19 protein-coding genes are annotated in these 24,222 nt (G+C 71.5%); 4 read left to right on the forward strand and 15 right to left on the reverse strand.

Going from position 1 to position 24,222, the window contains the following annotated elements; translation table 11 throughout:
- Window positions 1-153: 153 nt before the first annotated feature.
- From ACIBHY_RS16035 to ACIBHY_RS16055, 5 genes are all read right to left on the reverse strand, one after another.
- Window positions 154-2,136: a hypothetical protein gene (locus ACIBHY_RS16035; RefSeq protein ID WP_397307014.1), complete on the reverse strand. Its 1,983-nt coding sequence runs from the start codon at window positions 2,134-2,136 to the stop codon at window positions 154-156.
- The gene (locus tag ACIBHY_RS16040; protein ID WP_397307015.1) at window positions 2,133-3,293 is read right to left on the reverse strand and encodes a DegT/DnrJ/EryC1/StrS family aminotransferase; all 1,161 of its coding nucleotides are present in this window, start codon (window positions 3,291-3,293) and stop codon (window positions 2,133-2,135) included. The genes ACIBHY_RS16035 and ACIBHY_RS16040 overlap by 4 nt, the downstream gene beginning before the upstream one ends.
- The gene (locus tag ACIBHY_RS16045; RefSeq protein ID WP_397307016.1) at window positions 3,290-4,009 is read right to left on the reverse strand and encodes an amidohydrolase family protein; all 720 of its coding nucleotides are present in this window, start codon (window positions 4,007-4,009) and stop codon (window positions 3,290-3,292) included. Before ACIBHY_RS16045 ends, ACIBHY_RS16040 begins: the two co-directional genes overlap by 4 nt.
- Window positions 4,006-4,674, reverse strand: a complete 669-nt coding sequence (locus ACIBHY_RS16050; RefSeq protein WP_397242694.1) for an amidohydrolase family protein — start codon at window positions 4,672-4,674, stop codon at window positions 4,006-4,008. Before ACIBHY_RS16050 ends, ACIBHY_RS16045 begins: the two co-directional genes overlap by 4 nt.
- A gap of 247 nt (window positions 4,675-4,921) precedes the next feature.
- The gene (locus ACIBHY_RS16055; protein WP_397307017.1) at window positions 4,922-6,904 is read right to left on the reverse strand and encodes a PQQ-binding-like beta-propeller repeat protein; all 1,983 of its coding nucleotides are present in this window, start codon (window positions 6,902-6,904) and stop codon (window positions 4,922-4,924) included.
- A 99-nt stretch (window positions 6,905-7,003) separates the two neighbouring features.
- Between ACIBHY_RS16055 and ACIBHY_RS16060 the strand changes: the two genes are divergently transcribed.
- The 3 genes from ACIBHY_RS16060 to ACIBHY_RS16070 all read left to right on the forward strand — a co-directional run bounded on the left by ACIBHY_RS16060 (window position 7,004) and on the right by ACIBHY_RS16070 (window position 10,474).
- Window positions 7,004-7,738, forward strand: a complete 735-nt coding sequence (locus tag ACIBHY_RS16060) for an amidohydrolase family protein (RefSeq protein ID WP_397307018.1) — start codon at window positions 7,004-7,006, stop codon at window positions 7,736-7,738.
- A complete protein-coding gene (locus tag ACIBHY_RS16065) occupies window positions 7,735-8,457 on the forward strand; it encodes an amidohydrolase family protein (RefSeq protein ID WP_397242688.1) in 723 nt (240 codons plus the stop codon). The genes ACIBHY_RS16060 and ACIBHY_RS16065 overlap by 4 nt, the downstream gene beginning before the upstream one ends.
- 76 nt (window positions 8,458-8,533) lie before the next feature.
- Window positions 8,534-10,474: a hypothetical protein gene (locus ACIBHY_RS16070; RefSeq protein ID WP_397242686.1), complete on the forward strand. Its 1,941-nt coding sequence runs from the start codon at window positions 8,534-8,536 to the stop codon at window positions 10,472-10,474.
- Here the strand turns inward: ACIBHY_RS16070 and ACIBHY_RS16075 are convergent.
- From ACIBHY_RS16075 to ACIBHY_RS16095, 5 genes are all read right to left on the reverse strand, one after another.
- Window positions 10,446-11,354: a dihydrodipicolinate synthase family protein gene (locus tag ACIBHY_RS16075; RefSeq protein ID WP_397307019.1), complete on the reverse strand. Its 909-nt coding sequence runs from the start codon at window positions 11,352-11,354 to the stop codon at window positions 10,446-10,448. The two genes, ACIBHY_RS16070 and ACIBHY_RS16075, sit on opposite strands and share 29 nt — an antisense overlap.
- Window positions 11,355-11,372: 18 nt before the next feature.
- Window positions 11,373-12,239: a carbohydrate ABC transporter permease gene (locus ACIBHY_RS16080; protein WP_397307020.1), complete on the reverse strand. Its 867-nt coding sequence runs from the start codon at window positions 12,237-12,239 to the stop codon at window positions 11,373-11,375.
- Window positions 12,236-13,102: a carbohydrate ABC transporter permease gene (locus ACIBHY_RS16085; RefSeq protein ID WP_397242680.1), complete on the reverse strand. Its 867-nt coding sequence runs from the start codon at window positions 13,100-13,102 to the stop codon at window positions 12,236-12,238. The genes ACIBHY_RS16080 and ACIBHY_RS16085 overlap by 4 nt, the downstream gene beginning before the upstream one ends.
- A gap of 57 nt (window positions 13,103-13,159) precedes the next feature.
- Complete coding sequence (locus ACIBHY_RS16090; protein ID WP_397307021.1) at window positions 13,160-14,413, reverse strand: ABC transporter substrate-binding protein; 1,254 nt, start codon at window positions 14,411-14,413, stop codon at window positions 13,160-13,162.
- A gap of 110 nt (window positions 14,414-14,523) precedes the next feature.
- A complete protein-coding gene (locus ACIBHY_RS16095) occupies window positions 14,524-15,654 on the reverse strand; it encodes a DegT/DnrJ/EryC1/StrS family aminotransferase (protein ID WP_397307022.1) in 1,131 nt (376 codons plus the stop codon).
- A gap of 68 nt (window positions 15,655-15,722) precedes the next feature.
- On the opposite strand from ACIBHY_RS16095, the gene ACIBHY_RS16100 reads away from it, so the two are divergent.
- Window positions 15,723-16,928: a hypothetical protein gene (locus tag ACIBHY_RS16100; RefSeq protein WP_397242674.1), complete on the forward strand. Its 1,206-nt coding sequence runs from the start codon at window positions 15,723-15,725 to the stop codon at window positions 16,926-16,928.
- Window positions 16,929-17,248: 320 nt separating this feature from the next.
- Here ACIBHY_RS16100 and ACIBHY_RS16105 read toward each other — a convergent pair whose 3' ends face one another.
- The 5 genes from ACIBHY_RS16105 to ACIBHY_RS16125 form a co-directional block, all read right to left on the reverse strand.
- Window positions 17,249-18,271, reverse strand: a complete 1,023-nt coding sequence (locus ACIBHY_RS16105) for a dihydrodipicolinate synthase family protein (RefSeq protein ID WP_397242672.1) — start codon at window positions 18,269-18,271, stop codon at window positions 17,249-17,251.
- 65 nt (window positions 18,272-18,336) lie between these two features.
- A complete protein-coding gene (locus ACIBHY_RS16110; protein ID WP_397307023.1) occupies window positions 18,337-19,344 on the reverse strand; it encodes an NAD-dependent epimerase/dehydratase family protein in 1,008 nt (335 codons plus the stop codon).
- Window positions 19,345-19,397: 53 nt separating this feature from the next.
- A complete protein-coding gene (locus ACIBHY_RS16115; protein WP_397242668.1) occupies window positions 19,398-20,291 on the reverse strand; it encodes a Gfo/Idh/MocA family protein in 894 nt (297 codons plus the stop codon).
- Between the two features lie 56 nt (window positions 20,292-20,347).
- Window positions 20,348-22,159 (reverse strand): hydantoinase B/oxoprolinase family protein, encoded by a 1,812-nt coding sequence (locus ACIBHY_RS16120; RefSeq protein ID WP_397242666.1) that lies wholly within the window; start codon window positions 22,157-22,159, stop codon window positions 20,348-20,350.
- 3 nt (window positions 22,160-22,162) lie between these two features.
- Window positions 22,163-24,202: a hydantoinase/oxoprolinase family protein gene (locus ACIBHY_RS16125; protein WP_397307024.1), complete on the reverse strand. Its 2,040-nt coding sequence runs from the start codon at window positions 24,200-24,202 to the stop codon at window positions 22,163-22,165.
- Between the last annotated feature and the right edge of the window lie 20 nt (window positions 24,203-24,222).

A 24,222-nucleotide genomic window follows, 5' to 3' on the forward strand; every position in this document is an offset into this window, starting at 1 on the left:
CGCGGCCGCGTCTGCACCGTCACATCGAGTGCCTCCGGCCCAGCCGTACTGGCGGTCAGGGACGCCGCCGACGCGCGGCTCAAGATGGACCCGGTCCCCGCACGACCCGCCCGAGGCAGGCGCGGGGCCGGGGTCTCCCGAGAGCCGGGTGGGTCAGGGGCGGAGGCGGTAGAGGGTGGGGCCTTCGGCGAAGTAGATGTCGCCCGAGCGGTGGACCGCCAGCTGGTGGACCGCCCCCGAGCGCAGCACGGTGTGGCGGCCGGTCAACGGGTTCAGGCGGAACACCGACCGACCGGCGTGCGCGCCGTACAACTGAAGGTCGCGGCGGTTGAAGGCCAGCTGACCGCTCGCGCTCTCGCTCGACGACAGCACCACGCGCTTGACGACCTTGCGGGCCCAGGTGTTCACCGCGAACACCTCCCCACCGGCGATCCCCCACAACCGCCCGGCGGCGTCGAAGGCGAGGGCCGGGATGGCGGGCTTGCCCGGGGCGGGGACGATCTCCCACAGGAGCCGGTCCTCGCGCACCGACCAGGCGAACAGTTTGGCCTCCGGCTGTGTCGGCGGGGTGGCGGACTGGCCGCTGTAGATCGAGGTGCCGCCGTAGACGACGCCGTCGCGGTAGGCGAGCGCGACGATCGACTGGTCCTTGACGACGTCGCGCCGCGAGGACTTCAGCCGCCCCGCCTCCGGGTCCCAGACGGACAGGACGCCGCCCAGGTGACCGAGGTCGGGCATGGTGCCGACGGCGAGGTAGCGGCCGGCCGAGACCATGGCGCGGGGGCGGATCTGCCGGTCGGCGGCGCCGTCGAACAGGCGGGCGGGGTTCGGGGCCGGGCCGGGCTGCGGGCTGGGCGAGTACTCGGTGCTGTTCCACGGCAGGCTCGGGTCGTAGGAGTAGACGCGGGCCTCGGGGTAGGCGCCGATGTACAGCTTGCCCCGGTGCGTGGTCATGTCCTCGCTCTGCGAGAACGTGTGGAACTCCTCGGCCTTGCCGGACCTGGGGTCGATGCCGGCGAAGCCGCCGTTGAGGAAGCCGCCGGCGTACATGCGGCCGTCGGGGCCCTCGGACAGCGCCGTGACGTCGATCGGCTCGCCCTTGATGCCGCTCTGGACGAACGCCTTGGCGCCGGTCTGCGGGTTGTAGCGGAACATCAGGCCGCGCCAGAGCAGGCCGACGAGGCTCTTGCCCGGGTAGTCGGGCAGGCCGAGTTCGGCCCATCCGATGCCGCGGGTGTTGGCCACGCGGCCGGTGACCGGCAGGCCGGTGGGGGTGGTGGCCTTGGTCTTGGGGTCGTAGCGGACGAGCTCGCCGCCCTTTACAAAGTAGACCCGCCCCTCGGCGTCCGGTGGCGAGACGTCCAGGCCGTGGGCGGCGTCCAGCCGGTCGGTCCACGTGCCCGCGGCGATGTCCCACACGTGCAGGGGGCCCGGACTGGCGCTGCCCAGCCGTACGTAGAGATATCCGGCGGCGGTGTTGACGTCGTAGGCCCACTTGCCGGTGATGTCCTCGGGGGCGGGCAGTTCCTTGATCGCGCCGCTGGCCGCGTCCACCTCGAAGATCTTGGCGGGCGCCTCGGTACCGGCGTAGATCTTGCCGCCGGCGTAGGAGACGCTGCGGACGTAGGCGTGGCCCGCGGACAGGCGGCCGTAGTCGCGTACGCCGGTGGCGGGGTCGTAGGCGAAGAGCCTGCCGCCCGGCGAGGTGCCGCCGTAGACGGTCGCGCCCTCGCCCGCGGCCAGGGTCCAGACGAACGTCTCGCCCTGGAGCGGGTTGCCGAGATCCTGGACGCCGCCCTGGGCCGTCCAGCGGAAGAGCTTGCTGCCGCCGTACGTGCCGGCGTACACGCTGCCGTCGGGTGTGGCTTCCACGGCCCACGCGCCGCCGGAGCCGGGCAGGTCGAACCGGGACGTCTGCGCCCCGGTCGCCGGGTCCACGGCGTTGAGATGGGCGGGGACGCCGGAGGAGGCGCTCCAGATCACCGTCCCGCCCTCCGGCCCAGGGGCTACGGCGCCGCCGAGCAGCAGCACGTCCTGGAGCGGGACGCCGAGGTTCTCCGGAGCGGGGGCGGGGGCCGGGGTGAGCGCGGTGACCGCGACCAGGACGGCCGCGAGCGCTCCCTTCCATAAGATCATGCGCGCAGCACCTTCGTGAGGGCCTCGACGAGGTGCGAGGCATGGGCGGGATCGTCCATGAGCATCGACTGGCGCATCCAGACCACCTCGCGCGTGGCGGCCTCGGTGGCGGGACACGGCTCAGGGCGCGCCCCCGCCTCGGTGAGCGCGGCCATCGTGCCCAGCGGCGGGTAGCCGCCGTCGAGCGGCACCCCTTCCGCCGCCATCGCCTCCAGGAAGAAGGCCCGGTCGAACGGCACGCGCACGCGCAGCATCAGCAGGTGACGCGAGTCGAGCGTGGTACCCGGCGGCTGCGGCACCACGCTCACCGGCAGCCCGGTCGCGGCCAGCCCCCGCTCCACCTCGGCGGCGAACGCGTTGCGCCGGGCGATCTCCGGCTCCAGCCGGTCCAGCCAGGGCAGCAGCAGCGCCGCCTGGATCTCGGTCAGGCGCAGGTTCCAGCCGACGTTCGGGTGGCCGTACCACTGGCCGCCGAGCTTGCGCCCGAGATTGCAGACCGACCAGATCGCCTCATGATCCGCCTCCTCGCGGCAGACGATCAGCCCGCCCTCCCCCGCCGTCATCGCCTTGCTGGCCTGGAAGCTGTAGACGCCGGCGTCACCCAGCCCGCCGACCGGCCGGCCCTTGTAGCTCGCGCCGTGCGCCTGCGCCGCGTCCTCGACGACCTTCAGCCCATGTCGTACGGCTACCGCGTTGATGTCGTCCATGTCGGCCGGACTGCCGGCCAGGTGCACCGGCATGACCGCGGCCGTGCGCCCGGTGACGGCGGCCTCGACCGCGGCGGCCGTCAGGTGCAGGTCCACCGGGTCCACGTCCACGATCACCGGGACGGCCCCCGCCAGCAGCACCGACGTGGCCGAGGCGACGAACGTGTACGCGGGCACGATGACCTCGTCGCCCGGCCCGACACCCAGGCCGCGCAGCGCGGCGAACAGGCCCAGGGTGGCGTTGCCGACGGCGACGCCGTACCGGACGCCGGAGAGGCGGGCGAACGCGGCGGTCAGGTCCGCGCAGGCGGAGCCGCCCTGGGTGGCTCCCCACAGCCCGCTGTCGAGCACGTCGGTGACGAGCTTGCGCTGCGCGTCGTCGAGCGGTGGCGGCCAGGCGGGCCACGGGGTGGTGCGGACGGGGGTGCCGCCGTGGATGGCGAGGGTCATGCGAGGCGTCCTTTCAGCACGCGCGCGAGGTTGCCGCCCTGGATGAGGGCACGGTCGGCGTCGCTGACCGGGGCCAGGGCGACGCGGCCGAAGCCGACCCGCAGGTCGAGGAAGCAGGAGTCGGAGCCGTAGACGACGCGGTCCGCGCCGGCCAGGGCGGCCAGCTTGGCGATCCAGCGGCCGGTCATCTTGGAGCCGCAGATCTCCAGGTAGAGGTTCGGGTGGCCGTGGATGAGCTCGGCGGCGCGGGCGAAGCCGTACGGCCACAGGCCCGCGTGACCGAGCAGCAGCGGCACGTGCGGATGGCGCCGCGCGACGGTCGCGAACTGGGCCGGATCGCTCCACGGCGAGTCGGTCTGCCCGTGCGCGAGCACGGGCAGACCCAGCTCCCAGATGGGGTCGTAGCGGCGGTCGTCGAGGCGGCACTGGTGCACGTCCGGATGGATCTTGACGCCCCAGACGCCTTCGGTGGTGAGGCTGTTGCGCTGGTGCGGGTTGTAGACCTGCCAGACGCCGATGCGGCCCGGATAGCGCCCGGCCGCCTCGAACGCCAGCCGGTTGCCCTCCTCGGCGGACGGCCCGACGCCGAGCAGGTGGCTGATGCCGATCGCGTCGATGCCGAGGCGGTCCATCAGCTCGACCATGCCTTCGGCGGTCTTGTCCGGGATGAGGAAGTCGGGCCAGGGGCCGAGGTGGCCGTGCGCGTCGAGGATCACAGCAGGCCGCCTCCCGTCGCGATCAGCTCGACGTCCTTTTCCGGCAGGTCGAGGTGGTCGAGCAGGAAGCGCGGGCCGCAGTCGTCGAGGACGGGGGCGCCGGTGCCGAAGACCAGGCGCTCGGGGCCGTACAGTCCGGCCAGCCACTCGACGCCGCGCTGGGTGTTGACGGTGCCGATCTCCAGCCACAGGTTGGGGATCTCGGCCATGAGCTCGCCGATGGTACGCAGGTGGCGGTAGCCCGGGGTGAGCAGCAGGATGCGTTGTTCCGGCAGTCGCGTGGCGAGGGCGAGGAGCTGGCCGGGCGAGGTCTCCTCGAACTCGACGGCCACCGTGGTCTCCATCCTGCGCAGCCATCGGAGTGTGGTGGGGCCGGTGAGCTCGAAGCGATGCCTGGACGGGCACAGGCGGACCATCGGCACGCTCCAGTCCGGGATGGGCTCGAAGGACTCGGGCACCAGGACGGGGACCGGCTGGAGGGCCGGGTCCTTCAGTTCCATGAGCGCTTCGTTGCCCGCTCTGGCGTCGGAGTAGAGGCTGAGGGTGTGGGTCACGTGGGCGCGCTGGATGCCCAGCCGGGACATGTCGGGGCGCGGGTCCTCCGGCAGGTCGTCGAACGGCACGGGGCCGATCAGGCGGTGCGCGTCTGTGACGGATTTCGGCACAGACCGAAACTAGCTGCGCCCCACAACCTCGGTCAAGACCACCCCACCCCCGCCCCTCTACCGGTCCCGTGCACTCGGGCGCTGGGGGGACGGCAGAGCGGACGAACCCCCGGAAGAGAGGCCAAGCCGAGCGTGCCCCCTCAGGGCCTCCGGCATGAGCCCTGGGGGGAGCGCGGCCAGGGTAGGTGCGGCCACGCGGCGCGGTGGGTGAGCCCGGGGGGTGGGGCTGGTCAGAGGGTGGAAGGCGTCAGGGGGTGGGCGGGGCCAGGGGCGGGCAGGCGGGGGTGAGGTCGAGGCGGGCCAGGGTGCGGCCGACGAGGGCCCAGGCCTTCCAGGAGCCGGGTTCGAAGTGGAGTTGCGGGTTGGTGTACCAGTCGTCACCCAGCCCCGCCGCCACCGGCTTGGCCTCGGATCCCAGCAGGTAGGCGTTCCCACCACCGAAGAAGGCCGAGGTGAACACACGCCCCCGGTGCACGGTCAGCTCGCCGTACCCGGAAAGGGCGCCCTGGTGTTTGACGGTGCGGGTGGCGAGGTCGAGGGCGATCCAGGCGCCGGAGTTGCGCTTGTAGACCCCGTAGATCAGGCCACGGTGCACCTTGATGTCCTGGAAAGTGCGGAAATTGGCGACAGGTTCGACCTGCCACACGATCTGGCGCCTTTTCAGGTCGAAGGCGGCGATGGAGGCCGAGGTCCGGGTCGGTGGGGTGCCGCCGCCGCCCAGCACGTCGCCGCCCAGGTACACGATGCCGCGTACAGCGTCCAGGGACAGGCTCATGAGGCTCTGGTCAGGCATGATCCCGGCATAGACGTCCTTGGCGCCCGTGTCCGGATCCACGATCGACAGCGCGCCGTTCAGTCTGGCGCCGAGCGGGGCCGAGGCGACCAGGAGCTTGTCGCGGACCGGGTCGTACTCGATGTCCCACGGCCGCGCCTGGTCATGCCCCAGGTAGCCGAGGCTGCGCAGCCTGTCGGTGCGGATGTCGATCTCGAGGATCTGGCCGCTGGGGTAGATGGCCGCGTAGATCTTGTTCCCGCGCCGCACCATGTCCTTGGGCTCGCCCGGGACCCGGAACCGGCGCTGCTTGCCCGTACGCAGGTCGCGCACCTCCATGGAGAAGTGGCCGCCGATGTACACGGCCCGGTTCGGCACGAGCAGCATGCTCTGGACGCGCTCGGCCCCCGCGGGCAGCCCCGCGTCGATCAGGTCGGCGAACTCCGACTTCCCGGTACGCAGGTCCAGCCACCACATCCCGCCGCTGCCCGAGAAGCCGGTCAGCGTGTCCGCTCCGGTCAGGACCAGGCGGCGGGTCTCGTCATCTTGAGACGGCGGGTCGGCCACCCGGGTGGTGGCGGCGTCGCCGGTGCGGTAGCGGTGCACGGCGCCGTCGGGCCGGGAGGTGCCGTAGACGGTGCCGTCCGGGGCGGAGACGAGCGCGTCGAGCGGGGCCGAGGCGGCCGTACGCGGGTCGGAGCCGTCCTTGCGCACGTCGATCAGCGTCGAGCCGCTGACCGCGAGCACCCGGTCGCCGTGCTCGGCCACGACGCCGATGCCGGTCGTGCCCTGGGCGAGCTGCCTGACGGTGCCGTCCTGGCGGTCGATGGCCATGAGCCTGCCCTTGTCGAGCAGGCCCGCGTAGACGTGGGTGGCGTCGGCGGCCAGCGCCCTGACGTAACGCTCCCCGGCGGCCAGGACCCCGAAGTTCCTGACGGCGGCCGTGGCCGGGTCGTACTCCCAGACGCGGCCGTCGGGGTAGGTCCCGGCGTACAGCTTGCCGTCGGGCGCGGCGGCCAGGCTCCACACGTAGCCGCCGTTCTTCCCGAAGGAGTGCAGGTGCTTCACCTCACCGGTGGCCAGGTCGAAGCTATACAGATCGGGCACGGGATACGTCCCGACGTACACCTTTCCGCCGGAGATCGCGGTGGCCCATCCGCCTTCCGGCTCGCCGGTCGCGGGGCCGTCAGGGAGCGTGACGCTTCTGACCACCTTGCGGGTGCTCAGGTTGATCTCGGCGAGCACCGGCGGTTTCTGGCCGCGCGTCACGACATAGGCGTGATCGTCGTGTACGGCGGCGCCGACGATCGCCCCGGTCACCGAAGCGGGCCCGAACGTCTCGACCCGTGTCCCGTCACAGCTCCCGGGCTCGGGGCCGGGCGGCGCGGCGTGGGCGGGAAGGGGGGCGGCGAGGGCGAGGGCCAGCACGGCCGCCGCGATCGCGGGGAATGCGCGCATGGGAGGCTTTCTGCGAGTGGGGGGTGAGCAGATGCACCTATTGCTCAATTTTGGCCCAGACCGTAATGTTCTGAGCGCAAATAGTCAATGGAGGCGGTTGTGACGGCGTTCGACGCGGGCGAGCTGATCGGCGAACTCACGGTGACCCTCGACGTGGACGTGCTGGTCGGAGCGTACGCCGACCGCGACGGACCGCCCGGCGACCCCGCGTCGGTCCTGGGCACGCTCGGCGCGCACGGCATCAAGGCCGGGGCGGTGGCGTCGCTGCGGGCCGCGCTGTTCGACATGCGCACCGGCAACGACGAGGTGCTGGCGACCGGGACCACCCGCGACGACGTGGTCCCCGTCGGCACCGTCGACCTGCGCGACCCCCTCGGCGCGGTGCGCGAGATCGAGCGCCTCGTGCCGAAGGGCGTGCGGGCGATCCGGCTGTTCCCCGACGAGCAGGGGGTGGAGGCCGGGTTCCCGTCAGTGCGGCACGTGGCGCGCAAGGCGGCCGGACTCGGGCTGACCGTGCTCACGGGCGGGGACGTGCGCAGGTTCTGGCAGCCGTTCGCGGGCCTGGGCGCGAACGTGGTCTTCCTGGACACGCACTTCTACCACCTGGGCGACTTCCTGGTCGCCGCCGCCGACGAGCCGGGCTTCCACACCTCGACCCGGCTGCTCAACTCCCCCGACGCGCTGGAGACCGTACCGGCCGATCGGCTTCTGTACGGCTCGCGCACCCCGCACTACGAGCCCGTCGTCCCGCTGCTGCGGCTGGCGACCAGCGGGCTCAAGCCCGAGGAGATCGCCGCGGTGGCCGGCGGCAACGCGAGGAGGCTGCTCGGATGATCATCGATGTGCACGCGCACTGGGGCCCGTGGTTCTTCACCATGGACGTGGCCGCGCTCAACCACACCGTCATGGACCGCTACGGCATCGGCGCCTCGATCGTGTCGGCCACCGAGGCGGTCATCTACGACCCCGCGACCGGCAACCGTGCGCTGGACGGCTGGCTGGCCACGACCGACCGCCACTACGGCTACGTCACGATCAACCCCCGCCGCCTGGACCAGGCGGAGAAGGACCTGCGCGAGTACCTGCCCACCGGCCGGTTCAAGGGCGTCAAGATCCACACCGACTACACCCGCTCCCCCGCGGACTCCCCGCAGACCCGCGAGGCGCTCGCGCTGGTCGCCGCGCACGGCGTGCCCGCGCTGGTCCACACGTGGGGCCCGACCGTCCTCGACCTGGCCGCGACCTGCAGCGACACCCCCGGACTCAAGGTCATCGCGGGACACATGGGCGCCGACGGCCACCGCCACGCCGTCGAGGCCGCGCGCGGCTGCGACCGCCTCTATCTGGAGCCCTGCTACTCCCACGCGCCCGCCCGCCGCATCGCCGAGGTGGCCGCCGCGGTGAACCCCGACCGGCTGCTGTTCGGCACCGACTCCACGCTCATCGACCCGGCCTCCGCGTTCGGCGCGGTCGCCGCCGCGCGGCTCGACCCGGAGACCGCCGAGAAGGTCGCCTGGCGCAACGCCGCGGCCCTGTTCGACCTGCCCGTCTGACCTCGCCTCACCACCGGCGCATTTCCGTTGACCCTAATTACGGTCCAGGCCGTTATATGAAACAAGGAGCAAGCGCATGATCCCCCGCCGACGTTTCCTCCAGGCCGCAGCCGCCTCGACGGCCGCCCTCGCCTTACCCGCCGCACCGGCGTCGGCCGCGGCCGCCCCCGCCGAGGGCACGCTCACCGACCTGGGCCCGGCCAGCGTGGCCAGCCCGCTGGGCAACGGCGAGTTCGTCGGCGAGGTGCTCTACATGGGCTCGCGCGGCCTGTCGCCCAACGTGGTCGGCGCCTGGGACCTCACCCAGGACAAGATCACCGCCCACTACGAGATCCCCACCGGCGTCGGCGTCTGGGCGATGTGCAAGGCCGGCACCGACGTCTACGTCGGCACCCACTCCCGCTCCGACCTGTACAAGATCGACACGCTGACCGGGACCACCACCAAGCTCGCCGAGTACCCCGACCACTTCATCTGGACCATGGCCGCCGCCCCCGACGGCAAGATCTACATGGGCATGTCGGAGCCGGGCCGCGTGGTCGAGTACGACCCGGTCACCAAGACCAGCCGCGACCTGGGCCAGCCCGCGCCCGGCGAGGCGTACGTACGCAGCATCCAGGCCGATGACCAGTACGTCTACGCCGGTGTCGGCGCCAACGCCCACCTCGTCGCCATCGACCGCCGCACCGGCGACAAGCGCGAACTACTGCCCGCCGAGCTGGCCGACCGCGACTGGGTCTCCAGCATGGCGAGCAGCGGCACGCACCTGGCGGGCGGCCTCAACTCCACGGCCGAGCTGGTCGTGATCGAGAAGGCGAACCCGGCCAACTACAAGATCGTCAAGGCGTCGGCGCCCGGCGAGAAGTACACCGTCGCCGTCCTCATCTTCGACGGCTGGGTCTACTTCGCCGGCCGCCCCTCCGGGACCGTCTACCGCTATGAGCTCGCGAGCGGTAAGTCCGAGGTGCTCGGCGTGCCGTTCCCCGAGGCGCAGACGGTCCGCATCCTGGAGCACAAGGGCAAGGTCTACGGCCTGCAGGACAGCGGCGTCTTCGTCTACGACCCCGCCACGGGCACCATGGACTACCTCAGCCACGTGCAGCGGGGCTTCCGCGCCGCGGCCGAGGCGCCGATGTCGGTGCACTCCGACGGCAAAACCGTCTACGTCGGCGGCAAGAGCGGCGCCGACCTGCACGACCTGGCCACCGGCAAGGTCACCCGGCTGCCCATCCCCGGCGAACCGAAGACCATGATCACGGTACGCGGCACCACGTACCTGGGCGTCTACACCCAGGGCGCCCTGTACGCCCACAAGGCCGGGCAACCCGAGGCCAAGCTGCTGTTCCGCACCGGCCACAACCAGGACCGCCCCAAGGACCTGGCCTACGACCGCCTGACCGGCCTGATCGCCATGCCGACCCAGCCGGAGCCCGGCCACCAGAACGGCGCCCTCGACGTCTACGACCCCAGGACCGGAAAGCTCGACACCTACCGCCCGGTCGTGGACCGCCAGACCGTCTTCTCGGTCACCGCCTACCTCGGCACGCTCTACTGCGGCACCAGCACCCAGGAGGGACTCGGCTCGCCCCCGGTCACCCCCACCGCGAAGCTGGCCGCCTTCGACCTGCGCACCCGCAAGGTCACGTGGCAGCTCGAACCGCTGCCCGGCATCGCCGCCGTCACCGACCTCGCCCACACCCCGCTGGCGGTCTACGGCATCACCAACACGGGCGTGCTGTTCGAGTACCACCTGCTGAAGCGGAAGATCACCCGCACGCTCAAGGTCAGCGAGCGCGGCGGCGACCTGCTCATCGCCGGTTTCACCGCCTACACCAGCGACGTGAACGCCGTCTACCGCGTCGACCTGCGCGCCTGGACCGTCAAGAAGATCGTCACCGGCCTGGCGAGCGACTGGTTCGGCGGCGGCTCCAAGCTCAACATCGCCCCCGACCACCGGTCCCTGTACGCGATCAAGGGCCGCAACCTGGTCAGCGTGGCGATCTCGCCGTACCGGTGAGGATGTCCTTGACGCTGAGCGGCTCCGACCCCAGGTCGGGGCCGTACAGGTCGTGGGCGTGGGTGGCCGGGATGCGGCCCTCCTCGGCCGCCAGCCACAACATGCGCTGGACGTAGCCCTCCATCGGCTCGGTGAACGTGGCCTCGGCCAGGCGGTCGAGCCGGGCCGAGGCGTCCTCGAAGGCCCGCAGGTCAGAGCCTTGGTAGGCGCGCAGAACGTCGGCGGTGACCCCCACGTGCGCCGCCGCGAGGCCGACCAGGGCGGCTTCCGCCCCCCACAGCAGCGACGGGCCGAACATGCGGTCCTCACCGGTGACGGCCAGGCGGCCCGCCTCACGGGTGATGGCGATCGTGCGCTGGCAGGCCATGGCGTCCGACAGCAGCGCCGCCTTCAGCCCGGCCACGCCCGGCAGCGCCACGAGCGCGCGCAGCACGTCCGGCGGGCAGGGCAGGCTGTAGAGGTCGAAGGCGATCAGGGGCACCCCGGTCGCCTCCCACACGGCCCGGTGTTCCGCCACGCGGTCGCCGGGCGAGGGGAACGGCATGAGCGCCGCGGCCCCCGCCTGCGCCGCCGCTCTGGCCTGCGCGACGACGTCCGTACTCCCGGCACCCCCTACACCGACCACGACGGGCACGTCGAGCGCGACCGCGCGCTCGACGACGGCGGCGCGCACCCCTTCGCTCAGGTACGGCCCGCGCCCCGTGTGGGCCAGCACCGCCAGCCCGCCGGCCCCGTCGGCGACCAGGCCGGCGAGATAGGCGGAGACCAGGTCGAGGTCGACCTCGCCCGCGGTGGTCATGGGGGTGGCCGCGGCGGCGACCAGCGTCCCGCGCAGGCGCTCGCGCAGGTCGGCCGCGCGTGGGTCGATTGCCGTGCTCATGTCGAACCAGCCTAAGGGTTACTTCAACCCGGTCATCGCGATGCTGTTGACGAGGTAGCGCTGCAGCAGGAAGAAGACGGCCAGGCAGGGCACCACCGAGATCGCCGCGGCGGCCATCTCCATCGACTGCGGGAACTGCTCGCCGCGCAGCGTGGACAGGCCGACGGTGAGCGTGCGCATCTCCTCGCTGCTGGTCGCCACGAGCGGCCAGAGGAAGTCGTTCCAGTGCCACAGGAAGACGAAGACGCCCAGCGTGGCCAGGATCGGCTTGGTGAGGGGCACCACGATCTGCAGGTAGATGCGCCATTCCGGGGCGCCGTCCACCTTGGCGGCCTCGAACAGTTCGTCGGGCAGGTCGCGGATGAACTGCCGCATGAGGAACACGGCCTGGGAGTTGGCCAGCGTGGGCACGATCAGGCCCCAGAAGGTGTCCGCGCCGTTCAGGTCGGAGATCAGGATGAACAACGGGATCAGGGTGGCCTGGAAGGGCACCATCATCGTCGCCAGGAACGCCCACATCAGCGCGTCGCGGCCGGGGAAGCGCTTCTTGGCGAAGGCGTAGCCGGCCATGGAGGCGGTCAGCAGGATGATGACGACGGAGACGGCGGCGTAGATGAAGGAGTTGAGCGTCCAGCCGAGGAAGCCGGAGGAGGTCAGGTTCGTGACCAGGTTGTCCAGCGTGAGCTCGTCCGGCCACTGGTGCGGCAGCGTCGGCTCGTTCTTGGGGCTGAGCGCCAGCACCAGCATCAGCAGGAACGGGCTGACGGTGAGCACGGCGACGAGCCCGAGCAGGAGGGCGAACGGCCATTGCCGGCCGGTCCTGCGCCGGGGCCCGGCGACCCGCGCGGGCGCCGCCTTCACCGGCTTGGTCTCGGTAATCGTCATGTGTTGCTCCGATCGAGCAGACGGCGCTGGATCATCGAGACGATGAAGACCAGGACGAACAGCACGATGCCGATCGTGGCCGCGTACGCCACGTTGAAGTTCCCGAAGCCCTGGTCGTAGAGCGCGTAGATGAGGTTGTAGCTGGCCCGAGACGGCCCGCCGCCGGTCATCACGTAGATGACGTCGAAGGCCTGGAACGCCCCGATCGTCTCGATGACGATCACGAAGAACAGGGCGGGGCGCAGCAGCGGCAGCACGATGCTGCGGAAGCGCTGCCAGGCGTTGGCGCCGTCGACCCGCGCGGCCTCCAGGTACGAGGCCGGGATCGACTTCAGCCCGGCCAGCAGGATGAGCATCGAGTAGCCGAAGCCCTTCCACACCGAGACCGTGGCCAGCGCGGGCAGGACCAGCGAGGTGTCGTCGAGGAAGCCGACCGGACCGAGGTCGATCTTGGCGAGCAGTCCGTTGATGAAGCCGTCGAACTCATACATCCACCGCCAGATCACGCCGGCGAAGACGAAGCTGGTCACGTAGGGCAGGAACAGCGCGCTCCGGAAGATCCCCTTCATGAAGATGACGGAGTTCAGCAGCAGCGCCGTGCCGAGCGAGACGAGCAGGGTCAGCGGAACGTAGATCGCCACGTAGACGATCGTGACGCGCAGCGCTCCCATGAAGATCGGATCGTCGAAGAGCCGGGCGTAGTTGGTCACGCCGACGAAGCTCCAGCTCCCGCCGAGCTGGTAGTCCGTCACGCTCAAGCCCGCCGCGCCCAGCGAGGGAACGAACCGGAAGATCACGAAGAGCACGAGCATCGGCAGAACGAACAGCAACCCGGTGATGGGGTCGCGCAGCCGGTGTCGCACAGGTTCACGCCTTTCGCGAAGGGGTGGGGAGGCCGCGCGGCGGCCTCCCCGCGTACGTCAGCCCGCGGCCGCGAGCTGGTCGTCGACCAGCTTGGCGGCGTCGTCGAGCGCCTGCTGGGCGGTCTTCTTGCCCTGCAGCGCCGACTGGATCTCCGGCGCGAGCGCGGTCATCACCTGGCGGGCGGCCGGGTGCGTGTCACCGGGGAAGGCGAACTCCAGCGACTTCTCGAACTCCTTGGCCAGCGGCGACGTGCTCGCCGGCGAGGCGTCGGTGCGGGCGGTGAAGAAGCCGGACGCGGTGGCGAGCTCGGTCGCGACCGCGGCCGAGCCCAGGTAGGCGGCGAACTTCTTGGCCGCGTCGGCGACCTTGGACGCCTTCGTCAGCACGATGCCGCCCGGGATGCCGAAGGCCACCTTCTTGGCGCCCTCGATCGGGCCGCCGACGACCACGTTCTCCTCGCCGATGCCGGCGCCGAGCTGCGTGGCGCCGATGGGGGCCGCGGCGTGGTACATGGCGACCTTGCCCTGGGCGAGCGGGCTGCCCTCGATCACGTTGGCCAGCGTCGCCGCGTTTCCCGGCAGGCCGCCGGCCTTCTGCAGGTCGAGCAGGAACTGCAGCGACTTGACGCCCTCGGGGCCGTTGAAGGCCGCCTTCTTGCCGTCGGCGGAGAAGACGGTGCCGCCGTTGGCCCACAGGATCGGGTAGAAGCTGAGGTTGAGCGACGTCTCGGGGGCGCCGGGGTAGAGCATGATCGGCGTCTTCTTGGCGGCCAGCTTCGGCGCGGCGGCCAGCACCTCGTCCCAGGTCTTGGGCACGTCGGCGACACCCGCGTCGGTGAGCAGCTTCTTGTTCCAGATGGGCGCCGTGATCGTCTGGTAGATCGGGACGCCGTAGAGCTTGCCGTCGACGCTCAGCGCGTTCAGCGCGTTGGGGCGGAACGACGCCTTGTCGGCGGCGATCGCGTCGTCGACGGGGGCGACGGTGCCCTGCTTGACGTACTGCGGGATCTGGTCGGGGCCCAGCAGAACCAGGTCGAATCCCTTCTTGGAGGCCAGCGCCGCCGTCACCTTCTGCTGGCGGCCGTCCCAGGGCTGCTGCTCGATCTTGACGTCGATGCCCGCGTTCTTGGCCTCGAAGTCCTTCTCGACCTTGTCCCAGAACGCCTTGCTCTTGGCCTGGTCGTCGATGACGGGGTACATCCACATCGTCACCGTGCTCTTGCCGTTGTCGGATCCGCCATCGGATCCTCCGCATCCGGCGAGCGTCACTCCCAAGGCGGCCGCGAGGCCGGCTACCGCTACCTTCCTCATGGGCCTTCCTTTCTTCATAATACCGGTCTAGACCGAAACCTAGCGATCGGGAGAACAGGGGGTCAATGCCTGATACATGACCGTAACTAGGCGGCCCTCCGGGATATCGGTCATCGGCAGTGCGCCCGCACGCTCGCCGAGATCGCGGCCACGTGCTCGCCGGTGTAGTTCTCGTTCCAGTCGATGACCAGGAGCGTATCGCCGACCAGCCGCTCGGCTTCGGGGCAGGCGGCCGCCCGGTAGCCCTCCAGCGGGTAGCGCGAACCGCCGTACAGCGGGGCGTTGAGTGCCGGCGCGTGGTTGAGGGTCTGGGTCAGATATCCGGCCCGTGCCGGAATCCCGTCCTCGCGCAGCTTCTCCGCCACGTCGCGGGCCCCGCCGCCGGGGAGGACGAGCGGGAACAACCACCACGCGTGACCGTCGGGGCGCGGCAGCCGCACCCGCTCCAGACCCTGAAGCTCTCCGACCAGCCGTACGGCGGTGCGCCTCCGGTCGGCCAGCACGCCGGGCAGCCTGGCCAGCTGGGCACGGGCCACCGCGCCCTGCAGTTCGGTCATCCGGTAGTTGAGGCCGAGGCTCTCATGGGAGCGGCCGCGCGCGCGGTCCCAGCCCTTGTCGGCGAACAGGCGCATGCGCCGGGCCAGTCCGTCGTCGTCGGTGAGGGTCAGGCCGCCGTCACCGCAGGTGATGTGCTTCCACTGCTGAAGGCTCAGGGTGCCGACGTCGCCCGCGGTGCCCGCGTACCGGCCGCCGGGCAGTTCGGTCAGCCACGCCTGAGCGCAGTCCTCGATGAGGGCCAGGCCGTGCTCGTCGGCCAGCGCGCGGAACTCGGCCATCGGGGCCGGGGCGCCGAACAGGTGGACCACCATGATCGCGCGGGTGCGGGGGCCGATGAGCTTGGCGACGGAGCCGGGATCGAGAATGCCGGTGGAGGGGACCACGTCGGCGAAGACAGGGACGGCGTTCTGCGCCAAGATGGGGGCCACCGTGCCGAAGTCCGTGATCGGTGTCGTGATGATCTCGTCCCCGGGGTCCGGTGCGGCCGCCACGACCGAGAGATGGAGGGCCGCCGTGCCGGAGCTGCACGCGATGGCGTGGCGGGAGCCGTACATCCGCGCGACCTCGGCTTCGAGCGCGCGCACCTCCGTCCCCCAGACGGAGCTGAGCATGCCGGAACGGATCACCCGCTCCAGCGCCGCGATCTCCTCGTCGCCGAGGGTACGGCCGGCGGATTCGGCCATGCTTGGAAACTTGAGAGTCACAAGTTAACCTTTCGGTCTTGACCGTAATAGTGAAGAAGGAGGCGAGGGTGGGTATCGTCATCGGGGTCGTCGGCCCGCATGATCTGGTCGACGACGTCGCGGCCACCTGCGAGGAGCAGCCCGGGGTGAGCGCGCTGCGGCTCGACTACGACCACGAGTCGCAGGCCCCCGCCATCGTCGAGGCCCACACCAGCGCCGTCGAGGGCTGGCTGTTCACCGGCATCGTCCCGTACATGCTGGCCCGCGACGCCGACATGCTCTCGCGGCCCGCCTCGTTCGTGGACTACTCCGGCGCCACGCTGCTCAGCGGCCTGGTACGGCTGCAGCACGAAGGCTACGACGTCACCCGGCTGTCCATCGACACGCTCGCGCCGGCCGACGTCACCGCCACGTTCACCGAGGCGGGACTGCCCACCGACCAGCTGCGCACGCTCGGCTACCGGCCGGAGATGACCTCCAAGAAGGCCATCGCCTTCCACCGGCGCGGGCCCGGCCACCCGGTGATCACCTGCCTCAGCTCGGTGCACGAGGCGCTGCGCGGGGAGATGCACGTGCTGCGGCTGGCGCCGTCGGTGCACTCGGTGCGGGTGGCGCTGCGCCAGCTCCTGCTGACCGCGGAGGGGCAGGAGCGGGAGGACGCGCAGATCGCGCTCGGGCTCATCGAGGTGGACGGAGAGGACGGGCTGCTGCGCGAGGCCACCGCGCTCGGCGGCACGCTGGCCGGGTTCCGGGGCGGCACCCATCTGCTCGTGACCACCCGCGGCCCGCTGTACGACGCGACCGGCGGGTTCACCGGGCTGCCCATGCTCGGACGGCTGGCGGCGGGCGGGCGGGTGGTGCGCGTCGGGTTCGGCCTCGGACGCAGCGCCGCCGAGGCGGAGAGCCTGGCGCGCCGGGCACTCGCCCGCGCCCGGCGGATCGGGGACGTGGCGGCGGTGCTGTCGCTGCGGGCCGACACCGACATCGTGCTGGAGTCGGTGACCAGCACGCCGGCCGGTGAGCAGAACCTGTCCGTGCTGGCCCGGCGGGTCGGGCTGTCGGTGCCCACCTTGGAGCGGCTGCTGGAGGCGCGAGACGCCTCCGGGGGTGAGCCGCTGACCACGCGGGAGATCGCGGAGCGGCTGGCCGTACAGCAGCGGACCGCGCGCAGGATGCTGCACCGGCTGGAGCTCGCCGGCCTGGCCGAACGCACCGGCAATCTCACCAGCGGCAGCAGCGGCCGCCCCCTCACCCTCTACCGCCTCACCCTCTAGCACCGGCGCCATCAGCCCACGGGATGACAGCCCTGGGGATATCAGCCCGGAGGATGTCCGACCCGGAGAGGCCGGCCCGGAGGGTTTCCGGTCCGAGGAGGTCAGCCCCCGGGCGGTCACGCCCCAGGACGTCAACCCACGGGAGGTCCAACCCCGGGAGGTCCAACCCCGGGAGGTCAGCCCTCGGGTGATCAGACCCCAGGACGTCAACCCACGGCAGGTCAGACCCAAGGAGGTCAGCTCTTGGGTGGAGGGCTTTGGGGGGTGGGCGTGGTGGAGCCCCGGTGCCGGGATGCGGCGCCGGGGCTCGGGGTCGTTCTCTAGGAGAGCCACCGGTCCAGGCCCTCGGCCACGAACTCGTCGTCCCGCAGCCACGGGTAGGCCGCCCACACCCGGTCGATCTCGGCCAGCTGCCCCGGCGACAGGTCCTCCTCCGGGTCCAGGCACCAGCGCCCGGCCAGCAGCCCCTGCCGCCGCAGGATCTCGTGGATGCCCGGAATGCAGCCGTGGAACCCGTTCGCCGAGTCGAAGATGGCCGCGTTCGCGTCGGTCAGGTGGCCGTCGAGGCTCAGCAGGCGGCGTACCGCCTCGTCGTCACCGCCGCGCGCCCGCCGCGCCTCCTCCAGCAGGCCGACGGCCTTGCGCACCCACACCGCCCACTGCCCGAGCAGCCCGCCGACGAACTCCACCTCGACCTCGCGCCCGTCCACGACGACCCGGTGCGGGGTGATGAGGTCGGCCAGGATGTGGTCGTCGTTGCCGGTGTAGAGCGCCACTTCGTCGGAGCGCCCTGCCCTGACCACACCGTGCAGCACGTCGAGGGTCCGATAGCGGTCGAAGGGCGCGACCTTGATCCCGACGACGGATTCGACGCCGGCCAGGCGGGTCCAGAAGTCCCTGGACAACGTCCGGCCGCCCACGGCGGGCTGCAGGTAGAAGCCGATCACCGGCAGCACCTCGCCGACCGCCCGCGCCCGCTCGATCAGCGCGTCCTCGTCCAGCTCGGTGTGGGGGCTGAGCAGGACCATGTGGTAGCCGAGCGTCCTGGCCAGCTCGGCCTCGGCCACGGCCTGCGCGGTCGGCCCGGTGGCCCCGGCGACCAGCACGACCTCGCGCCCCGCCTCGCGCGAGGTCTCCGCGGCCAGCTCCAGCACCGGCGCCAGCAGCGGCGTGCCGTGGATGGCGAACTGCGTGGTGTGCACGCCGACGGCCAGCCCGCCCGCGCCCGCGTCCACGTAGTAGCGGGTCAGCGCCCGCTGGCGGCGCTCGTCGAGCTTCCTGCCCGCGTCCAGCGCGAGCGGGTGCGCCGGGATGACCAGACCGCGCCTGAACAGGTCGCGCACGGACGTATGAGCATTCGGAGCCGTGCTGAGCACGTGATTTCCCCCTTGGTCGAAGAGCATGCTGATCAGAACCGGCCGTCGCGCCGCTCGAACTTGGTCGGCTTGCCGAGCAGCGGCCCGCCCTCGGACACCCAGCGCGCCGTGTGCTCGATCAGCTCGGCAGGCGTCAGCTCCGGGTAGCCGAACAGGCGGTGGCACCTGCCCGCGTTCGACAGCAGCGCGGTGGGCGCCTCCTCGCCGACGAGGATCGGCTCCTTGCCGATCGCGCGGCCGAGGTCCCGCGCCGCCTGCCGCACCGAGACCAGCTCGGGTCCGGTCAGGTTCAGCAGGTACGGCGGAGCGTCCGCGTGCAGCAGCGCCCGGAGCGTCACCTCGTTGGCGTAGCCCTGCCAGACGACGTTGACCTGCCCGGTGGCCAGGTCGATGGGCTCACCGGCGACGATCTTCTGCGCCAGGTCGACCAGCACGCCGTAGCGCATCTCGACCGCGTAGTTGAGCCGGATGAGGGCCAGGCGGGTGCCGTACTTCTCGCTGAAGTGCTCCATGACGCGCTCGCGGCCGAGGCAGCTCATCGCGTACTCGCCGACCGGGTCCGGCTTGGTCTCCTCGGTCGCGCCGCCGCTGGTGACGGGCGTGAGCGGGTAGACGTTGCCGGTGGAAAGGGCGGCGATCCTGCTGTGCCTGAACCGGTCGGCGACCCGGCCGGGCAGGTAGGAGTTGGTGAACCAGGTCGCGTGCTCGGCGCCCTGGGTGCCGAACTTGGCGCCGACCAGGAAGACCACGTTCTCGACGTCGGGCAGGTCGCGCAGCGCGGCCTCGTCGGCCACGTCGGCGCTGACCACGGTGGCGCCCTCCGAGGTCAGCGCGTCGGCCAGGCCGGGCTCGGAGAACCTGGACACCGCCACGACCCGCTTGCCGCCCCGCGTGGCGTTGAGCGCCAGCCTGACCAGGCTGGGGCCCAGCTTGCCGCCCGCACCCAGGATCATGATGTCGCCGTCGAGCCTGGCCAGGTCGTCGACGAGCCCCGCGCTCGGTCGCGCCAGCCGCTCTTCGAGCTCCGATACCGTCCGCACCCCGAACTCCTCTCATTTACGGTCCAGACCGTAACTATCGGAGTCTTGCCCTGTCAATGGGTAGGGACCGCTTCGCGCGCCGAAATCAGCACTTCGAGGATGGCGCGGGTCTGCTCCCACGGCACCGGGCTGGGCGCTCCGGCGACCATGTCCAGGAACGCGCCGACCGTTCCCTCGTACCCGAGGCCCTTCAGATGGTCGTCGCCCGCCTCGATGGCGATCTCCCTGGAGCCGTCGCGCGTGTGGACGGTGACGGTGTACGCCTCGTCCTCGGAGACCCCGATGATCTCCACGGTGCCGGTGATCCCGCTCCCCCAGCGCAGCGCCATCACGCCGGTGTCCTCCGAGCGCAGGCCCTCGTAGTGGCGTACGGCACCGGCCGCGCCGGCCAGCCGTACCTCGGGACCGAGCAGCGCGACCAGCAGCTCCACCCCGTGCACGCCCATCGTCACCATGGTCCCGCCGCCCTGGCCGGGCGTGTCCTGCCACGGGTTGTAGCCCGTCGCCCAGATCCCCACGTCGTGCCGTACGGTGGCCCGCACCGCCAGCACCTCCGCCGGATCCACGCGCGCCCCCGCGAAGGCCGGCGCGAAGCGCAGCACCGACGTCGACAGCACCCGGTCGGTGATGTCCAGCCGGTCGAGGGCCTCCAGCTGCTCCCTGGAGGCGGCGGCCGGCTTGTTCATGAAGACCGGCGCCCCGGTCCGCAGCACCGCGCCCAGGGCCGCCGGCGCCTGCGGGTTCGGCACGGTGAGCACGACCCCGTCCGGCTCCACGGCCAGCAGTTCCTCAAGACCGCCCGCGACCTTGGCCCGCGGATGCTCCTCCACGAACCGCGCCAGGCGCTCCGGATCCTGCTCCCAGACGGTCAGCTCCGCATGGCGCGCCAAGGTCCTGGCGTCGGTGTACGGGTGACTGGTGGCCAGACCGGCGAGTGCGATCCGCATGGTGATTCCTCCCCATCGATTCCACGAATGGGGGAAATCATGGCACCTACCCTGTGTTACAGGTCGTCGACCTCCGGTGCCGGCCTGCCGCCCGACAGCCGCGCGTAGCCGGGCCCGCGATCGAAGAAGCGGCCGTTCACCGGGCGCAGCCGGGCGCGCAGCTCCGCCGTGCCCTGCTCGTCGATGCGGTCGCCGTCGAGCACCACGCCGTAGTCGCCGAGCGCGCCCGCGATGGAGACCTTCCCGTCGCGCACGTCCGCGGCCACCGCCCGGGGGTCGCGGTCGTAGGGCGAGCCCCACCCGCCGCCGCCCGTGGTGCGGATGCGGACGACCTCGCCGGCCTGCACCGGATGGTCGTCCACCAGCCCCTCCATCTCCTTGCCGCCGACCTCCACGCGGAACGGCCGCCCGGCCAGCCCCCCGTTGACGCCCCAGCAGGACAGGATCGAGCGGTCGGCGATCGACATGTAGGAGGCGTCGCGCAGCATCCTGATGTGCTTGTCGTAGCCGAGCCCGCCCCGGTACATGCCGGGCCCGCCCGAGTCACATGCCAGCGCCAGCCGCTCCACCCGGAACGGCCAGCGCGCCTCGGCGAACTCCACCGGGATGTTGCGCGAGTCGGGCACCACGTGGATGGTGTCCTCGCCGTCGGCGTACCACCGCCCGCCTGAGCCGCCGCCGAGAACCTCCCGCATCAGGTACGGCCGGCCCTCCCCGTCAAGCCCGTGGACACCGGTGTAGCGGATGGTCTCCTGGTCGGCCGGCATCCTTCCCTGGGTGGCCTTGGCCAGCACCCCGGCCAGCACGCCCAGCAGCCGCAGGATGACGAACGTGCGGGCGTTGGTCGGCGCGGGGAAGACGGGCGTGAGCAGGGTGCCCTTGCCGGGGAAGCGCATCTCGATGAGCGGCACCACGCCCTCGTTGACGTCCAGCTCGGCCATGCGCTCCGGGGTGTCGGCCAGGTTGCGCAGGACCGGCGCCAGCCACTTCTTCAGGAACACCCCGTCGGCGTAGTCGCCGGCGTGGTTGATCGGGCCCTTGGCCTGCGGCGAGGTGCCGGTGAAGTCGATGGTGAGCGGCGCGGGCCTGGCGTGGTCGACGGTCAGCGTGATGCGCTGGGCGTGCAGGCGCGGCTCGTCGACGCCGTCGTGCTCGGCATAGTCCTCCCAGACGTAGACGCCTTCGGGGATCTTGGCCAGGAGCTCGCGGCGGAAGGTCTCGGTGGTCTTGGAGATGATCGCGTCGAAGCACTCCTCGACGGCGGCCCTGCCGTACCTCTGGAAGAGCTCCGAGAGGCGGCGCGCGCCCATGAGGCAGGCCGAGCACTCGGCGTCCAGGTCTCCGGCGAGCGAGTCGGGCATGCGGGAGTTGCGGGTCATGATGCGCAGCGCGGCCTCGTTGGGCACGCCCTGGTCCCAGAGCTTGATCGGCGGCACCATCAGGCCCTCTTCGAAGACGCTGCGCGCGTGGGAGGGCATGCTGCCGGGCACCGAGCCGCCGATGTCGTCGTGGTGGCCGAAGGCCTGGACGAACGCGACGACCTCGCCCTCGTGGAAGACCGGGACGGTCACGCACAGGTCGGGCAGGTGGCCGATGCCGCCTTCCGAGAGGTAGACGTCGTTGTGGAAGTAGACGTCGCCCTCCTTCATCGTCTCGGCGGGGAAGTCCCTGACGACGGGCTGGACGAGGGCGCTGTAGGAGCGGCCGGTGAGCTTCCTGAGCTTCACGTCGTGGATGCCGGCGCGGAAGTCGTGCGCGTCGCGGATCATCGGCGAGCGGGCCGTGCGCGCGATCGCGGTCTCCACCTCCCGCTCGACCGAGGCCAGCGTGCCCTCGACGATCTCGATGAGGATCGGGTCGGCGCTCATGGGTTACTCAGCCTCCTCGTCGGCGGCGCGCTCGGGTTTGCCGGGGCGCACCACCAGGTTGCCGAAGGGGTCGACCTCGACGTGGAAGCCGGGGTGGACGGGGATCGTGGAGCCGTACTCCTCGATGACCGCGGGGCCCTCGACCACGGCGCCCGGGGCCAGTCCCGCGCGCTGGTGGATGGGGGTCTCGGGGGTGGGATGGTCGAAGTGCACCGCTCTGGTGTGCGGCTCCCGCTCGGGGAAGTCGCCTTCGAGGCGGCGGATCGCCGGGCGGGTGATGGGGCCGATGCCGGAGACGCGCAGGTTGACCCATTCGACCGCGTGCCGGGGGTCGTCGCGGTAGGCGTAGCCGTACAGCTTCTCGTGGGCGTCGTGGAAGCGCGCGGTCACCTCGGCGCGCCACCCCTCGTCCACCTCGCCCGGCGGGGCGGGGACCCGGACCTCGTAGGCCTGGCCGTAGTAGCGCAGGTCGGCGCTGCGCGCGTGGACGGGGTCGTCGAAGCCCTCGCGGTCCAGCGCCTCGGCGGCCGTGGACTCCAGCTCGCCGAAGATCCGCCCGGCCGTCTCCAGGTCGAGCGAGCGCGTGACGTGCGTGCGGACGTAGTCGTTCTTGACGTCCACGGTGAGCAGGCCGAAGGCGGAGACGTTGCCGGGCCCCGGCGGTACGAGCACCGCGGGCAGGCCCAGGATGTCGATGAGGCGGCAGGCCAGCAGCGGGCCGGAGCCGCCGAACGTCACCAGCGGGAAGTCGCGCACGTCCAGGCCGCGCTTCACGGTCAGGCGCCGGATGGCGTTGCTCTGGTTGAAGGCGCTGATCTCCAGGATGCCGGTCGCGGTCCGCTCGGGGCTGAGGCCGAGCTTGTCGGCCAGGTCCTCGATGCCGGCGCGGGCGGCCGCCGCGTCCAGCGGGATCTCGCCGCCGAGCAGGTGGGGCGGGATGCGGCCGAGGTAGACGTGCGCGTCGGTGACGGTGACCTCGGCGCCGCCCCTGCCGTAGCAGAGGGGGCCCGGGTCGGCTCCGGCCGAGCGCGGGCCGACCTTCAGCGTGCCCTCGGGCGAGATCCAGGCGACCGAGCCGCCACCCGCTCCGACGGTGACGATGTCGATCATCGGAATCTTGCACGGGTACCGGCCGATGGAGCCCTCGGTGGTGGTCGAGGGCTCGCCGTCGATGACGACGGCGACGTCGGTGGAGGTGCCGCCGCCGTCCAGCGTGATGACCGACGGGTGACCCGCGGTGGAGGCGATCAGCGCGGCGCCGAGGGCGCCCGCCGCCGGCCCCGACAGCACCGTGGTGATCGGCTGGTTGACGACCTCGCGGGCCGACAGGATGCCGCCGTTGGACTTCATCACCGAGAACGGCATGCCGAGCCGGTCGGCGAGATTGGCGATGTAGCGCCGCATGGAGGGCTTGACCGCGGCGTCGACCAGCGTGGTGACCGAGCGCTCGTACTCGCGGTACTCCCGCAGCACGTCGCTGGAGATCGAGACCACCGCCTCGGGGTGCTCGCGTTCCAGCACCTCGCGCATGCGCCGCTCGTGCTCGGGGTTGGCGTAGGAGTGCAGGAAGCAGACGCCGATCGCGGTGATCCCCTTGGACCGGAACCAGCGCGCCGCCTCGGCCGCCTGCTCCTCGGAGAACGGCCGCACCTCCTCGCCGAGGTGGTCCAGGCGCCCGCCGACGGTCTTCACCAGGTGCACGGGCACGATCCTGGGCGGTTTGACCCAGAAGTAGGAGTTGCCGTACCCGTCGGGCACGCTCTGCCGGGCGATCTCCAGGACGTACTCGAAGCCCTCGGTCGTGATGAAGCCCAGCTCGGAGATGCGGTCTTCGAGCAGCTGGTTGGTCGCCACGGTGGTGCCGTGGACGATCGAGCCGACGTCGAGCTCGCCGAGCTTCTCGATGCCCGTGATGAACCCGTCGGCCGGATTGGCCGGGGTCGAGGGCGTCTTCGTGGTGACGACCTCACCGGTACGCTCGTCCACCGCCACGACGTCGGTGAACGTGCCTCCGGTGTCGACTCCGATACGCACGCTACGCATGCTTCATATGTGTACTGGGC

The sequence above is a fragment of the Nonomuraea sp. NPDC050547 genome, from assembly GCF_044457345.1.
Lineage (GTDB): Bacteria > Actinomycetota > Actinomycetes > Streptosporangiales > Streptosporangiaceae > Nonomuraea.